This is a genomic window from Rhodococcus sp. PBTS 1 (genome assembly GCF_001620025.1).
GTDB lineage: Bacteria > Actinomycetota > Actinomycetes > Mycobacteriales > Mycobacteriaceae > Rhodococcoides > Rhodococcoides kroppenstedtii.
Genome location: NZ_CP015219.1, coordinates 3,395,865 through 3,410,495, shown reverse-complemented (window position 1 = coordinate 3,410,495; position 14,631 = coordinate 3,395,865). Strand labels below are relative to the sequence as shown.

General features: G+C 70.7%; 15 protein-coding genes and 1 tRNA gene. 9 read left to right on the top strand and 7 right to left on the bottom strand.

Features of this window, described 5'->3' with window-relative positions:
- Nucleotides 1-48: 48 nt before the first annotated feature.
- A complete protein-coding gene (locus tag A3Q40_RS15520) occupies nucleotides 49-855 on the bottom strand; it encodes a transglutaminase-like domain-containing protein (protein WP_068103483.1) in 807 nt (268 codons plus the stop codon).
- A 49-nt stretch (nucleotides 856-904) separates the two neighbouring features.
- A tRNA-Gly gene (locus A3Q40_RS15515) sits at nucleotides 905-978 on the bottom strand.
- 70 nt (nucleotides 979-1,048) lie between these two features.
- On the opposite strand from A3Q40_RS15515, the gene dcd reads away from it, so the two are divergent.
- The 4 genes from dcd (at nucleotide 1,049) to A3Q40_RS15495 (ending at nucleotide 5,358) form a co-directional block, all read left to right on the top strand.
- Nucleotides 1,049-1,615 (top strand): dCTP deaminase, encoded by a 567-nt coding sequence (dcd, locus tag A3Q40_RS15510; RefSeq protein ID WP_068103481.1) that lies wholly within the window; start codon nucleotides 1,049-1,051, stop codon nucleotides 1,613-1,615.
- A 95-nt stretch (nucleotides 1,616-1,710) separates the two neighbouring features.
- Nucleotides 1,711-3,228 (top strand): hypothetical protein, encoded by a 1,518-nt coding sequence (locus A3Q40_RS15505; protein ID WP_157889628.1) that lies wholly within the window; start codon nucleotides 1,711-1,713, stop codon nucleotides 3,226-3,228.
- A gap of 39 nt (nucleotides 3,229-3,267) precedes the next feature.
- Nucleotides 3,268-4,365, top strand: a complete 1,098-nt coding sequence (locus A3Q40_RS15500) for a hypothetical protein (RefSeq protein ID WP_068103478.1) — start codon at nucleotides 3,268-3,270, stop codon at nucleotides 4,363-4,365.
- Between the two features lie 171 nt (nucleotides 4,366-4,536).
- Entirely contained in the window at nucleotides 4,537-5,358 is an 822-nt protein-coding gene (locus A3Q40_RS15495; RefSeq protein WP_157889627.1) for an Hsp70 family protein, read from the top strand.
- 87 nt (nucleotides 5,359-5,445) lie between these two features.
- Here A3Q40_RS15495 and A3Q40_RS15490 read toward each other — a convergent pair whose 3' ends face one another.
- Nucleotides 5,446-5,886 (bottom strand): ATP-binding protein, encoded by a 441-nt coding sequence (locus A3Q40_RS15490; protein ID WP_068103474.1) that lies wholly within the window; start codon nucleotides 5,884-5,886, stop codon nucleotides 5,446-5,448.
- 263 nt (nucleotides 5,887-6,149) lie between these two features.
- On the opposite strand from A3Q40_RS15490, the gene A3Q40_RS15485 reads away from it, so the two are divergent.
- From A3Q40_RS15485 to A3Q40_RS15470, 4 genes are all read left to right on the top strand, one after another.
- Complete coding sequence (locus A3Q40_RS15485; RefSeq protein ID WP_068103473.1) at nucleotides 6,150-7,415, top strand: sensor domain-containing phosphodiesterase; 1,266 nt, start codon at nucleotides 6,150-6,152, stop codon at nucleotides 7,413-7,415.
- 144 nt (nucleotides 7,416-7,559) lie between these two features.
- Nucleotides 7,560-8,198: a phosphate signaling complex protein PhoU gene (phoU, locus tag A3Q40_RS15480; protein ID WP_068103471.1), complete on the top strand. Its 639-nt coding sequence runs from the start codon at nucleotides 7,560-7,562 to the stop codon at nucleotides 8,196-8,198.
- Nucleotides 8,199-8,458: 260 nt separating this feature from the next.
- Nucleotides 8,459-9,892: a sugar transferase gene (locus tag A3Q40_RS15475; protein ID WP_068103469.1), complete on the top strand. Its 1,434-nt coding sequence runs from the start codon at nucleotides 8,459-8,461 to the stop codon at nucleotides 9,890-9,892.
- 108 nt (nucleotides 9,893-10,000) lie between these two features.
- Entirely contained in the window at nucleotides 10,001-10,681 is a 681-nt protein-coding gene (locus A3Q40_RS15470) for a GAF domain-containing protein (RefSeq protein WP_068103467.1), read from the top strand.
- A 25-nt stretch (nucleotides 10,682-10,706) separates the two neighbouring features.
- Here the strand turns inward: A3Q40_RS15470 and A3Q40_RS15465 are convergent, their stop codons facing one another.
- Both A3Q40_RS15465 and A3Q40_RS15460 read right to left on the bottom strand, forming a co-directional pair.
- Nucleotides 10,707-11,513, bottom strand: coding sequence for a GAF and ANTAR domain-containing protein (locus tag A3Q40_RS15465; protein WP_068103465.1), 807 nt, complete (start codon nucleotides 11,511-11,513; stop codon nucleotides 10,707-10,709).
- Nucleotides 11,510-12,286, bottom strand: coding sequence for a TetR/AcrR family transcriptional regulator (locus tag A3Q40_RS15460; RefSeq protein WP_082833952.1), 777 nt, complete (start codon nucleotides 12,284-12,286; stop codon nucleotides 11,510-11,512). The genes A3Q40_RS15465 and A3Q40_RS15460 overlap by 4 nt, the downstream gene beginning before the upstream one ends.
- On the opposite strand from A3Q40_RS15460, the gene bluB reads away from it, so the two are divergent.
- On the top strand, nucleotides 12,285-12,899 hold the full coding sequence (gene bluB / locus A3Q40_RS15455) for a 5,6-dimethylbenzimidazole synthase (protein ID WP_068103463.1): 615 nt from the start codon (nucleotides 12,285-12,287) through the stop codon (nucleotides 12,897-12,899). The genes A3Q40_RS15460 and bluB overlap by 2 nt on opposite strands.
- 30 nt (nucleotides 12,900-12,929) lie before the next feature.
- Here bluB and A3Q40_RS15450 read toward each other — a convergent pair whose 3' ends face one another.
- Both A3Q40_RS15450 and A3Q40_RS15445 read right to left on the bottom strand, forming a co-directional pair.
- Nucleotides 12,930-13,292: an ArsR/SmtB family transcription factor gene (locus A3Q40_RS15450; RefSeq protein WP_068103461.1), complete on the bottom strand. Its 363-nt coding sequence runs from the start codon at nucleotides 13,290-13,292 to the stop codon at nucleotides 12,930-12,932.
- 26 nt (nucleotides 13,293-13,318) lie between these two features.
- On the bottom strand, nucleotides 13,319-14,539 hold the full coding sequence (locus A3Q40_RS15445) for an MFS transporter (RefSeq protein WP_068106381.1): 1,221 nt from the start codon (nucleotides 14,537-14,539) through the stop codon (nucleotides 13,319-13,321).
- Between the last annotated feature and the right edge of the window lie 92 nt (nucleotides 14,540-14,631).

Genomic DNA, 14,631 nt, shown 5'->3' with positions numbered 1-14,631 from the left:
CGGGTTCGGTCCCTCGGGTAACAGTAACCCCGCGTCCGAGGCGTCCGGTCAGCGCAGGACCACGGCCTCCGTTCCGTCGTCGACGGGCAGGCCCTCCGTCACCACGGCGGTCACTTCGGAGGAGTTCAGCGTCATCGCCCCGCGATAGTTCGTCAGGAACGCCGTGTCGGCGGCGTCCCGTCCCGTGGCGATCCGCACCAGCGTCTGCCGCGGGGCCAGCGCCGTCGAGTCGACCACCAGCCACCGGTCACCCACCATCGCCTCGACGACGGCGTGGAAGTCCATCGGATCGCACCCGGGGGCGTAGACGGCGACCAGTCGGGCCGGCACGTTCAGCGCGCGGAGCATCGCCACGACCAGGTGGGCGTAGTCGCGGCAGACGCCGGCCCCGGCCAGGAGTGTGTCCGCGGCCCCGTCGATGGGGTCGCTGCTGCCGGGCACGTAGCTGAGCCGGGCACCCACCCAGTCGGCGACGGCGGTCACCACGTCCGCGTCGTCCTCGATGCTGCCGAACTCGGTGGCGGCGAACCCGAAGAACTTGTCCGCCTCGGCGTAGCGGCTCGGCCGCAGGTAGATGGCGCGTTCGAGCTCGGTGGTCGGGGCGGGATCGGCGAGTCCGGTGACGGTGGCGTCGTACTGCACCAGAACCTTCCCGCTCTCCACGGGCAGTCGGTGCACCCGCGTGCCGTGGGATCCGGCGAACTCGGTCACCTCGGCGGGCTCGCCGTCGACGGTGATCGACAACGTGTCGACGACGTCCGCACCCGGCAGTGGAGCCACCGCGATCTGCAGTTCGAGCGTGGTGGGATCGGTGACCTCGAGATCGAGGCGGGAGGAGACGACGCGTTCGGTCATGCGCGCAGCGTACGGGCGCGGTTGGAACGGGGCCGGGTGAGAGGGCCGGTGGAGCCGATGACGGGAATCGAACCCGCGTATTCAGCTTGGGAAGCTGATGTTCTGCCATTGAACTACATCGGCGCGCGCGACCGGTGGGGCCGTGCAGCGCCCAGGCTATCAGGAGGTCGCGGCGGGTCAGTAGCCTGGCCGCGTGCTGCTTTCCGATCGTGACATCAGGGCCGAGGTGACGGCCGGGCGACTGGGTGTCGACCCGTTCGACGAGTCGATGGTGCAGCCGTCGAGCGTGGACGTGCGGCTCGATTCGCTGTTCCGGGTGTTCGTCAACTCGAAGTACACCCACATCGATCCGAAGCAGCAGCAGGACGATCTGACGACGTTGGTGGAGCCGGGGGAGGGCGAGCCCTTCGTGCTGCATCCGGGCGAGTTCGTGCTGGGGTCGACGCTGGAGGCGATCACCCTGCCGGACGATCTCGCGGGTCGCCTCGAAGGCAAGTCGAGCCTGGGACGTCTGGGACTCCTCACACATTCGACGGCGGGGTTCATCGACCCCGGTTTCAGTGGCCACATCACGTTGGAGCTGTCCAACGTGGCCAACCTGCCGATCACCCTCTGGCCGGGCATGAAGATCGGCCAGTTGTGCCTGTTCAGGCTGTCCAGCCCGGCCGAGCGGCCGTACGGTTCGTCGACGCTCGGATCGAAGTACCAGGGACAACGCGGCCCGACGCCCTCGAAGGCCTACTTGAACTTCCGAACCTAGACTTTCGGTCGGTTTCATCCGGCCATTACGTTGATACGCCCGGTTTGAGCCCGTACTATCGGTCTGTCCGTATTCACGACCGATGGTGGTGACTCATGCCAGCCCAATTGTTCGGTGTCACGATGAGCACCGGCGTCGTCCGCGGCGCGACGGTGTCCGAGACCGGCGAGTTGCTCGCGGTGACCGAACGCCCCGTGTCCATGGACCGGGCATTGGACAACGCGTGCGACGCCGCCCTGGAGTTGGCTGCGGCCGCGGGTCACGACGCGCCGGTCATGGCGATCGGCGGCGATCCGGAGGACTGGGTCGGCCGCGGCGGAGTGCGGCTGGTCGGGGAGTGCGACGCGTTCCTCGCGGCGGCCCGAGTCGAGGGATGCGTCGACGACGCGCGGGTGATCGCGGTGGTCGACGTCGGCCGCGTGGGCACGCGAATCCACGTGCTGGACACGCTGACCGGGCGTCTGATCTCCAGTGTCGGCACCGACGAGTTCTCCGGCGACGCCCTCACCATGGCCGTCACCGCGTACCTCTGGTCCACCTACGGCGCCGCCGAGCGCGGCGGGTCCGCCGAGATGGCCGGCCTCGCCGCGGCCGCCGATCGAGCCGTGCGCATGCTGGGGACCGAACGGGCCGTCGATCTGTCCGGACCGTTCGTGACCGACCCGGTTCGCCTGCGCCGCAGCGAGTTCGACGCCATCGTGGCCGACTGCGAGGCGCGCGTCCAACCCCTGATCGACGACGCGGTGCGCCTCGGCGCGCAGGTCGTGCTGCTGGTCGGTGGGTGCGCGGAATCGACGTCGGTGGTCGGCGTCGTCGCCCACCGCACCGCCGCCCCGGTCCGCGCGCCGCGGCACCCCGCTGCGTTCTCGGCAATGGGCGCCGCCCACCTGTCCACCGTGATCCCGTCGGCCCGGCTCTTCGCGACGCCGCGAAGCATTCCCGCACAACGGGTTCCGGTGGTCGAGCGCCCCGCTGTAGAAGCGGTGGAGACCGGTCCGGCGCCGATCGGCGCCCACGCCGCGGCCGGGCGTCGTCGATCCCCGCGGGTCGCCGCCGTCGCCGGTACCGTCGCCCTGGTGGCCGTCGCCACCCTCGGCGCGGCAGCGGGGGCGTCGGAGCGCGGGCCGGTCGACGTCCGTGCGACGGATCGCGTCGTGGCCACCTCGGGTGTGTCGACGCCCGACGCCACTCCCGCGCAGACCCGCCCGCAGGGCGCCGCGCCGGCTCCGACGTCGACCGACACCACGACGGCCACGACGGCCCCCACCCTCCCTGCGACGGACATCGCCGGGACCGTCACCTCACCCCCGCCGGTGACCACGTCGACGGATCCGCGGCAGCCGTCCGCTTCGGCGCCGTCGTCGGCGCGACCGGACACTGCGCCCGCCGCGGGCGGCCCCAGCGGGCCCGGACGGTCCTCGGCGGCGAACGGGGGCGGTGGCCGGGACACCACGCCCACCCGCGACCGTGACGACCACCCGACGCCGCGTCCCCCGGCCTCGACCTCGGCGCCCGGCACATCGGCGACCACATCCCCGCCGGCGGCGACCACGACCGTTCGCACCAGCACGTCGTCGGCTCCGACGACGCCACGCACCACCCCCACTCACTGACATGGACATCGTCACCAGCGGTCACGGAAGGCTGCGCGCATGCACATCGCCCTAGGGGTCGTCGTCGACGAGGACTCGGTCACGGCCGCCCTCGTCGACGTGGACCTGCCGCAGCTCGGCCCGGTGGACGAGCGGACCACCCGTCTCGGCGACGGGGACGTCGGCGACGCGGTCGCCGCCGCGATCGGCGTCATGTCGTTGCGGGCCAAGCGTGCCGACCTCGGCGTGCATCGCACCGCCGTCGCGCTCGGCGATCCGTCCCTGTGGCACAGCGTGTCTCGCGCACTCGAGCACCACCTGCTCGCCGATGTCGCGCTCGTCGATCTCGACAGTCTGTCGAGCGTCGACCCCGACGGTCGCTACGGCGCGCCGGTGGATGCGGCGCTGTGGGCGGATCGTGGCGCGACCGTCGCCGCCCCCGTCCTCATTCCCGACGCGCCCGATGCGCCGCCGCCCGCCTCGCCGCGGCGGCGCGGCATGGCGGTCGTCGGAGCGGGCGTCGCCGCCGCGCTGATCGCGGCGTCCGTCACCGTCTGGGCCGCCACCACCGCGCCCCGCGTGGTGTCGGAGCCTGCGCCCGGTGCGGTCGAGTCGGCGACCTCGAACGGATCGGACGGAACGACGGGCACCGACGCCCCGCCGACCCCCGGCGTCGCGACGCCGCCGTCGAGCGCACCGGCACCGTCGTCGTCCCCCGAGAGCGAGAACGCGGAGTCCGGAGTCGGTGGGGTTGCCGGAGCGGTCGAGCCTCGCCTGGCCGTGCCCGCGCCCCCGGGGTCGCAGGCGGCGCGTCCCGATGCGCCGTCCGTGCCGCGCCCCCAGTCCGGAGGCGGGTCGCCTTCCTCTGGCAGCGGCACCTCGTCCGGCGGCGGCTCGTCGAGCGGGGGCACGTCGGGCGGTGGCGGCGCCTCGAGCGGTGGCACGTCCGGCGGTGGAACCGCGGGAGGCGGCGGGGGCACCGGGACCCCCGGCACCGGCTCGCCCGGTACGGGCGGCGGGACTCCGAGCACCGGTGGTGGCAGCACCACGGTCGACCCGCCCGTCGTAACGGCGGAGCCCACGGACACCGAGTCGTCCACCCCGAACGAACCCGAGCCCGACCCGGGGCCGAACGACGCGTCCATCGACGGCGAGTGAACGCCGGGTAGTGAAACAAACCAAAACCCCACAAATTGGGCACGGTGCATCCGCCGTGCAGGTTTAAGCTCGTCCCGACGGCGCAGGGCGACGACACGGGGCGGGCAGATGCGAGCAGTGGTGGGGGTCTCTCTCGGTGCATCCGCAGTTCGTGCGGCGATCATGGACCCGATGGGTCGTGCGCTGCTCGGCACCGAGTCGGTCACGGTTCCTCGGGGGCGTGACCGGCTCGAGGCCGCGGTGGAGATCGTCGATTCGGTCTGCGCACGTCACGCCGGCAACCGCGAGAGCGCTGTCCTGGTCGTCCCGGACGATCCGCGCTGCCGGGTCGGGTCCGCCGCGACCGTTCTGCACGAGGGTGGGTGCGTGCGGGTCGCGTCGGAGCTCGGCGCCCAGCTGACCTACCTGACTCAGCGCGGGTTGGTGGAACCTCAGTCCACGATCGCGGTGGTCGACATCGGGAAGTCCGGGACGTCGGTGTCCGTGGTCGACGTCGGCAGCGGGATCGTGCACGACGCCGAGTGGTCGGACGCGTTCCGCGGAGCCACGGTGGCCGCAGCCGTTCGCGAACACCTGCTCTCGGCCTACGGCACCTCTGCCCCGCGCACCCCGAGCGCCGACGCCACTCTCGACGACGGGGTCGAATGGGCTCTGGAGATGCTCGCGGTGCACCGTGCGGTGCAGGTGGGTGGCCCGTTCCTCGGCGGATCGGTGACGGTGTTCCGGACGACGGTCGATCGCCTGGTGCTCGATGCGGTGACCGCGGTGTCGTCGTGGGTGTACGACGTGGTGGCTCGCGGCCGACGCCGCGTGGACACGGTGGTGCTGGTGGGTGGGCCGGCCAACCTGCCGCTCGTGCGGGGCGTATTCGCGCAGCAGTGGGGCGAGGCGTTGGTCATGCCCGCGGAGCCGCAGTCGCTGGCGGCGCGGGGAGCGGCGGTTCTGGCGGCGCGGACCGTGTCGGCGCAGCACCGGTTCGCGTCCGCGTCCTAGGCCCGTGCGAGTTTTCCCGCATTGTCTCGCCGGCATCAGCGGATCCGCGGATGCGGACTCGATCGTGTGGCAGAACTCGCGCGGCAGCTACAGGTGCCAGCGCATCGCCACGACGGTCCCCCTCGGGGAGGTGTCGACGGTGGCGTGATCGGCCAGTGCATGGATGAGTGGCAGTCCACGGCCCCGTCGCGGATCGTCCTCGTGGTCCATCCACCGGCCGTGATCGGCGACATCGACGGCGACGGTGCGGTCGTCGGTGACCACGGCATGCAGCGTCACGGTGCAGGCGTCGTCACGGGCGGCGTCGCTGCAATACGCGTGCTCGACGCTGTTGGCCAGCGCCTCGTAGGTCGCCAGCGTGATGTCCTGACATCGCTCGTCGTCGATCCCGTGGGTCTCGAGCCAGCGCTGGACGTCGGTACGCACGGACGACAGCCGTCGGGGTTCGGCCGGGATGTCGACCAGGGCGAATTCGGGGGCGGGCATCGCCTCCGCGGTGTCCGTGTGCTGCGCCAGCCCTGCCGTCATGCGCGATCTGTACCCACTGCCGGGCCCTCTCTCACACGGCCGCCACGGGAAGTTCGTCACAGACCGGTCACGACGACGGTTTACGACCAGGTAAATTGGACCGGCGACGGAGAAGTGGAAACTTTTTTCTTCTCCGCACCGATACCTCGCATCAGTGGTACCGAATCCATGCGCGAGGGAACTCGTGATCCCGGTCACGTCGCATCGGCGCGCGTGACCGGTGCGGCAGGCAAAGGGAACGACTCGACGGAACGGAGCGGCCGATGTTCAGAACGGCACAGCGCCGTCGCAGCGAGTCGGCACGAAACTACGTCGACTTCTCCGTCGAAGACCCCTCGCTCGACACCCTGCTGTCGCTGGCGGCCACCACCCTGGGCTTCGCCACCGCCATGGTGAACATCATCGACGAGGACCGGCAGTACACCGTCGCCCAGCACGGCGATCGAGGTCCGACCGTGATGCCCCGTGACGACGCCACCTGCGCCCTCGTCGTCGACGCGGGTCGGTCCGTCGCGATCAGTGACAGCCGTCGGGAGGCGCGGTCGACGGACCCGTTGGCCGCCGCCGCGGCGGCCAACCTGGTGCGACTCGAGTACCGGTCCTACGTCGCCGTACCGCTCGTGGGGCGGGAGGGGTTGGTGATCGGGACGCTGTGCGTCGTCGACACCGAGCCGCATCCCGCCGGTGACTACGTCCTGTCGACGTTGTCCGACTTCGCGCGCCTGGTGGAGTCGCACCTCGACGCGATCCGCGGGCACGGTCGGTCGACGTGGGCGCCCCGAGGTCCCGGCGCGGTCCTGGGCGAGGGCGAGATCGTCCCGTGGTTCCAGCCCATCGTCGATCTCGACTCCGGGGACGTCGTCGCGTTCGAGGCGCTGGCGCGTCTGCTGCGGCCGACGCGTACCGGTGTCGACGTGGTGCCGCCGGAGGATTTCTTCTCCGCCGTCGCCGACACCGACCTCGAGATCGACGTCGATCACACGGTGCTCGCCGGCGCGCTGGCGGCGTTCGCTGAATGGCTGACCGACGTGCCGACGCTCGATCTCCACGTCAACCTCTGCGCTCGGCATCTCGGGGTGGCCAGGTCCGTCGAGCAGCTCGACGAGATCGTCGCCGCGTCGGCGGTGCCGCCGCAGCGCGTCGTCTTCGAATTGACCGAGACCCGGTCCTACACGGACTCGCCGCGGGCGGTGGCCTTCGTGCGGGATCTCCGACTGCGGGGTTATCGCGTGGTGTTGGACGATCTGGGGACCGGTCATTCGAGCCTCGAGCGTCTGATGGAGCTGCCCGTCGACGGATTCAAGGTGGACAAGGCCCTGAGCCACCGCATGGGCTCGCCGGACGGCGACACTTTGGTGGGCGCGTTGACGGGCTTCGCCTCGGTGACCGAGCGCAGCGTGGTGGTCGAGGGGATCGAGACGGAGGAACAGGCGAGGTCGGCGCGGCACAATGGGTGCACGCTGGTCCAGGGTTTCCTCTACTCTCGCGCTGTGCCCGCGGCCGACGTGCGCGCTCTCGGTCTCGTGTGATCGGGGCGCGCCTCGGCGTGCGGAACGGACAGACGTCAGCGGCTCGAGGAAACGTGGCTGCCGCGTGAACGGGCACCGCGGACCCGAGCCGGGCGTATCCCACGCCGGGCGAGGAGTCGTGGTCTCGACAGTCGGGAGTCGACGATGAGAAATGCGTACACCGCCCAGTTGGGCAACCTGAACGCCGATCTGTGCGAACTGGCCATCGGCGCCGAGGAGGCGATGCGGCAGGCCAGTCGGGCGCTGCTCGACGCGGATCTGCGGGCCGCGGAGGAGGTCATCGCGCGCGGAGAGGCGCTGGCCGAACTCGGCACGCGGTGCGAGGACGAGGCCGTCAAGGTGCTCGCCCTTCAGGCGCCGGTGGCCGCGGATCTTCGCCGGGTCTTCTCCGCGGTCCGAATCAGCAGCGACCTCGCGAGAATGGTCGGTTTGTCCGTTCACATCGCGGAGGCGGCGCGCCGCCGCTTTCCCGAGCCGATTGTTCCCACCGATCTGATCGAGCCGTTCGAGGAAATGGCGCGGCTGTGTCTGGAGATGTGCGAGCGCATCGTGGCGGCGCTGCAGTCGAGCGAACTCGAACACGTCGAGGACCTCGATCGGATGGACGATCGGGTGGACGAACTGAAGTCGGTCGTCGTGGATCGGGTGGTGGCCGAGGACGGACCGGACGTCGTCAATGCGGTCGACGTGGCGTTACTGGGACGGTATTTCGAGCGATATGCCGATCAAATCGTGGATGTCGCCTCCCGAATCGTTTTCTTCGTCAGCGGGCGAAAGAACTGAATTGGGCGATCGCGTCGTTCGATCGGTTGCTTTTCGTGAGATCCAACTATGTGAGCGCGACCACTGTGCTCCACTGTGCAGGTCCTGCGAACAGGCAATAAGGTAACGGACTGACGAGTCGGATCGATGAACCGGCCGTGCCCGTTCTCGGCTCGAAAGGTTCGCGCGTGTCTGCACCCAACTTCGCGGAAAGTGTGTCGCTCGGCGACACTTCGCGCGAGAATTCGTCGACCTCCGGACGAATTCGCCGCCCCCGCCGAGTGACGTCGCGCCGTGAGTGGGAACGCGGCCTGATCGACCGCGTGCGACTGATCGACACCGTGGTGGTGATCGCGGCTGTCGTCTGCGCGCAGGTGGTGCGGTTCGGCGCACCCCACCTCGCGTCCATCGCATCGATCGACTACACGGTGGTGTCCGTCGTGCTCGCCGGGACGTGGCTCGCGTTCCTGTCCATCTTCCGGACGCGATCGCCGCGCGTGCTGGGCAGTGGCGCCGAGGAGTACCGGCGCATTCTCTCGGCCACGTTCCGCTTGTTCGGCCTCGTCGCCATCGTCTCGCTGCTTCTGCGCATCGAGTTCGCCCGTGGGTATCTCGCGATCGCGCTGCCCTTCGGCCTGGCCGGCCTGCTGGTCTCCCGCTGGCTGTTCCGCCGTCACCTCGCCCGGCAGCGGCGCGAGGGCCGGTTCACGACGTCGGTGGTCATCGTCGGCAGTCACGCGTCCGCCCATGCGATGGCCCGGTCCTTCGCTCGCGACGCGTCGGCCGGCTACGCCGTGGTCGGCGTCTGCCTCCCGCGCACCCAGCAGGTGGCGGACGAGCAGCTGTCGGTGGACGGGCTGTCGCTGCCGATCCTCGGCGACGAGAACGACGTGCTGGCGGCCATCGAGGCGTCGGGCGCGGACACCGTTGCCGTCACCGCGACCGACCACATCGGCCACGAGGGCATCCGTCGCATGGTGTGGGACCTCGAGAAGAAGAACGTCGACCTGGTGGTCGCGCCCGGCGTGGTCGACGTGGCGGGTCCGCGCCTGCACATGCGGCCGGTGGCCGGCCTGCCGCTGATCCACGTCGAGAAGCCGCAGTACAACGGCGCCAGCCGGTTCGGGAAGACGGCGTTCGACCTGGTGTTCGCCTGCGCCGCGCTGCTCGCGGTCCTGCCGTTGTTCCTGGTGGTCGCGGTGCTGATCAAGGTCACCAGCCGCGGTCCGGTCTTCTACCGGTCCGAGCGCATGGGCCTCGACGGCACGCCGTTCCAGATGATCAAGTTCCGCTCGATGGTGCAGGACGCGGACGCGCGGATCGAGGATCTGCTCGCCCTCAACGACAGCGACGGCGGAGTGCTGTTCAAGATGCGAGAGGACCCGCGGGTCACCGCGGTCGGACGCGTCCTGCGTCGGCTGAGCATCGACGAGCTGCCGCAGCTGTTCAACGTTCTGCGACGCGAGATGTCCATCGTCGGTCCCCGTCCGCCGCTGCGCCGCGAGGTCGAGACGTACGACGGCGACGTGCGACGACGCCTGTTGGTCAAGCCGGGCCTCACCGGCCTCTGGCAGGTCAGCGGTCGGTCGGACTTGTCCTGGGAGGAAGCGGTTCGCCTCGACCTGAGCTACGTCGAGAACTGGTCGATGACCGGCGACCTGCTCATCGTGCTCAAGACCATCAAGGCGGTCGCATCCAGCGACGGTGCGTACTGACCCGGCGTCGTCGACTGCCGGTCGATCGGATGCCGTCGTCCCGGTTGAGAAGGTCGCCGTGGGGGCACTCGATGGTCGACGAGGCGGTCGAGGACTGGGAGCACGGTTATGTGGCGCACCGACGGGGCCCACGCGGTCCGTGCGCTCGCCGATCTCTGTCGGCCGTTGGTGCGCTACACCGCCTGTGACGGTGCGTCGGTGGCCTTGATCAGCAATGCCGCGCACGACCTTCTCTACGCCACCGACGAGGTCGCGCTGGCCCTCGACGATCTGCAATTCGCCACCGGTCACGGCCCGTGTTTCGACGCGTTGCGCACGGGGTCGCCCGTCCTCGTCGACGACGTGGCGCGGGGAGCGGACAGCCGCTGGCCGGGATTCTCCGGTGACGCGACGCGCATCGGCGTGGGCAGCATCGTCGCCGTGCCGCTCTCCGCGGCGCGGGCGCCCATCGGGGTGCTGGAGCTGCACCGCCAAGGGGCAGGGGCGTTGACGGCGCGGCAGCTCGACGCAGTGGACCACTGTGCCGCCCAGATCGCCCGGACCCTGCTCGACATGGTGGCCCGCAGCGAGTCCGGTGATCCGGGCTTCCCCCGGCTGCGCCCGCACGTCGACATGGCCGTGGGCATGATCATGGTGCAGTTGTCGGTGTCGCCGGACGAGGCCCTCTCGCGTCTGCGCGCGGCCGCCTACGCGGCGCGCCGGCCCGTCGAGGACCTGGCCGTCGAGGTCACCGAGCGGCGGGCGCGCTTCCACCGCGGGCAGGACACCTCGGACTCCACCGGCGGTTGAGTGCTCCGACGCGGCGAGGACCCGTCTATTGCTCGAGCACGCGCTGGTGGACCGTCATGAGCAGCTTGCCGAGTTCGTCGGCGAACGCGCCGGGCGCCGTGTCCAGCTTCGCCAGGTCGGTGACGAACTGCTCGGCCAGGTCGCGCACCTTCACGTTGGTGGTCTGGGACCGCCAGAGCAGTAGGTCGAACGCCGTGTCGGCGGTGACGCCGAGAGTGACCATCAACGCGCCCTTGGCCTGCTCGATCGCGGCGCGCGATTCCATGGCGGCGGCATACCCCTCGACGCGTCGAGCGGCCCGCACGGCGCGCTCGTCGGCCGACAGGACGGACTGCGCGGCCCGGACGTAGACGCGCAGGGCCTGTTCGTCCACGGTGTCGAAATCATGCCCGTGGTGGCCGTAGAGGTTGAGGGCGCCGACGTACTCTTCGCCGGCGGTGATGGGGGCGGACAGGAAGCTCGTGACGTCCACGAGCTCGATGGCGCGGGCGAAGGCAGGCCACCGCTCGGCGGCCTGCGTGCGGTCGGCGCGCACGATGGTGCGGGTGACCGCCGCGTCGATGCAGGGACCCTCCTGCTGCTCGTACTGCGCTGCGTCGATGGCCAGGACGAACGCCTCGGTGGTGGCGGCGGTGGTGGTGGACCCGGCACGCAGAACGGTCACCCCCGCAGCGTCCGCGCCGGGCACAGCAGCGACGACGCGAGTGCAGATCGACGCGAGTTTCGCCTCGGGCGAGTCGAAGGACCGGACCACGGCGTCGAGGTCCTTGATCGCCTCGGCGAGAGCGGTGAGCACCTCACCGGTGGCGCTGAACTCGTGTCCTGCGGTCATGGCGAGCCCTCACGTCGGCGAACTGTTTCACCGCCACGGGATCTGTGTCCGTGCACGAACGGATCCAGTCGGGTCAGCAGGCTCTGCAGCCCGGCGTCGAAGTCGGCGGTGCCCGGATCGCGCGACAGTTCGGTCTTCAACCGGACCACCGTCGGGAACTCCGTTGGATCCAGGGAACCGGACTCGGCGGAGTCGACGTCGCCGGTTCCAGCGACCTCGAGCAAGAGGTGACCGAGCAGGAAGCTGGTGTACGAGCGGTAGGCCGATGCCGCCGCCGGAGCGTCGAACCCGAAGCCCATGAGACTGGCGAGGAAGTTCTCGAGCCATCGCACACTGCGCAGTGGCGGCCGCACCCACGGGGCCGCGGGCGGGCGGGTCGCGATGAGGGGGAAGACCTGCGGGTGGGCCAGGGCCATGCGGCGTACTCCGTGGGCCAGCCGGGTCAGATAGTCCCGCCACCCGTCCGCGCCCTCCGCGAGCACGTGCGGGTCGCTGTCCAGATCGTCGATGACCTGCTCGACGATGCCGTCCAGCAGATCGTCCTTGCCGGCGAAGTAGTGGTAGAGCGCCATCGCCTCGACGCCGAGGCTGGATCCGAGCCGACGCATGGTCAGATCGCGCGCACCGTGGCGATCGATGAAGTCGATACCGGCGCGGAGAATGACCGTACGGGTCAGCTGACCGCGTCCGGGCGTCGCCGAAGACACCACCTTGCCCCTTTTCTCGAGACGATTGCCGACACTGTATGCCCCGTCTGGCACCGTTTCGGACATGGACGTGTTCGAGGCGATCGCCCGACGGCGTGACGTGCGTCGCGAATTCACCGGCGACGTCGTTCCCGACGACGTGCTGTGGCGCGTTCTGGAGGCCGCCCACCGGGCGCCGAGCGTCGGCAACACCCAACCGTGGGACTTCGTCGTCGTGCGGGAGCGGGCCACGTTGCGCCGGTTCGCCGAGCACGTCGCCGCGCGTCGGGCGGACTTCGCGGCGTCGTTGCCGCCGGAGCGGGCGGCGACGTTCGACCCGATCCGCATCGAGGGCATCGAGACGAGCGGGACGGGCGTCGTCGTCACCTACGACGACGCGCGCGGCGGTGAGCACGTGCTCGGCCGAGCGACGGTGCGGGAGACCGGCTTGCTGTCGGTGGCGCTGGCGATCGAGAACCTGTGGCTCGCGGCGACGGCCGAGGGGATCGGGGTCGGGTGGGTGTCGTTCTACGACGAGCCGTTCCTAGCCGATCTGATCGGTGTCGGCGGGTCGTCGCGTCCGGTCGCGTGGCTGTGCGTCGGGCCCGTCGAGAGGCTGCAGGACGTGCCCGATCTCGAGCGGTTCGGCTGGCGGCCCCGGCGACCGTTGACAGACGCGGTGCACTGGGAACGCTGGTGACGCAGTGTCGTTCGTGCGGCGGCCCGCCGGTCACTCGTGCGGCGGCTCGCCGGTGACGACGTGGTCGGCGTGGTTGATGCCTTCCCGCACCAACCGTGCGAGGTGCCCGTCGCGGATGCGGTAGACCACGCGTCGTCCCTCCCGGCGCGTGTCCACCAGTCCGGTGAAGCGCAGCTTCGCCAGGTGCTGGCTGACGGCCGTGCGTGACGCGCCGCACGCGTCGACGAGGGCGGTCACGTCGGCTTCGCCGTCGGTCAGAGTCCACAGGATGTGCAGGCGGGTGGGGTCGGCCAGCATGCGAAAGGTGTTGGTGGCGGCGTCGAGTCGCGCGGTGTCGGGGTCGACGGGATGAACCAGCGACGGTGGACGGGTGCGGTCCTGCTCGCCGGCCATCGCCGTCACCACCCTGCTCGTCGGAGTCACACGGGGACCGGCTCGGCCACCGTGCGCGGCCAGGTCCGCGCCGCTGCTGCTGCGGTGAGTGTAGCGAGCACCGCCGCCGTGGCCGGGGCAGCGACGGGTGTCGACGCGAGCACGCCCGCCAGGGGATAGGTGACGAGGAAGCAGGCGTGGGAGAGGGAGAACTGGGCGGCGAAGACGAGGGGCCGGTCGGCCTCGGCGGTGCGATCGCGCAGGACGCGGCCGGTCGGGGTGGAGATCGCCGACGTCGCGGCGCCGAGCAGCGTCCAGCCGGTCGCCAGGACGGCCCAGCCGCCGCCAACGGTGAAACCGACCGCGACGAGCGCGAGAACGGTCGCCACCGCGACGGCGCCGACGATCATGACCGGCCGGACGTCGTGCACCCGATCGAGCAGGCGCGGGAGGGCGAGGGCCGTGACCATCGAGCCCGCACCGAAGCAGGCCAGGGCGAGCGCGACGGCGGTCTCGCCGCCGCCGAGCTCGTCGCGGACGATCGTGACCGTGGCGACGAGCACCACGGCGGTTCCCGACGCCACCACGGCGTTCAGCCAGAGCAGCCCGCGGAGCACGGGGTCGGCCAGCATGAGGCGGGCTCCCGCGGTGACGCGGGCGCGGCGGTTCGGGGCGTCGGCGGGGTCGGTGGGTGCGTCGGCCCGCCGGGCGAGACCACGCCACACCAGCAGTCCCGATCCGAGGAATCCCACGAGCGTGCCGACGAACAGCGAGTGATAACTCGTCACCAGGAGCGCGGCCGCGGCGAGGGCGGGGCTGAGGACGGATTCCAGGTCGTAGGCGAGGCGGGAGAGGGACAGGGCGTGGGTGTAGTCACGCTCGTCGGGCAGGACGGTGGGGATGACGGCCTGGAACGCGGGCGTGAAGGTCGCGGAGGCGGATTGCAGGACGGCGATCAGGACGTAGATCTGCCAGACCTGGTCGACGAACGGGAGGGCGAGGGCGACGGCGGCGCGCACCGCGTCCGCGCTCACCATGAGTGTGCGTCGCGGAACCCGGTGCGCCGCAGCGGACATGATCGGCGCGACGACGACGTACGCGACCATCTTGATGGCGAGTGCGAGGCCGAGGACGACTCCGGCGTCGGTGCCCGCGAGGTCGTAGGCGAGCAGGCCGAGGGCGACGGTGAGCAGCCCGGTGGCGACGAGGGCCACCACCTGAGCGGCGAAGAGCGGGCGGAATCGCGGGTTGCCGAGGACAGTCCACATGGACGCGACAGTACCCATATGTTCGCACGTGTGCACACGAGAACCCGTTGGTCGGCTACGAGGCCGGCGTTCTCGTGCCGTGGAATCGACGA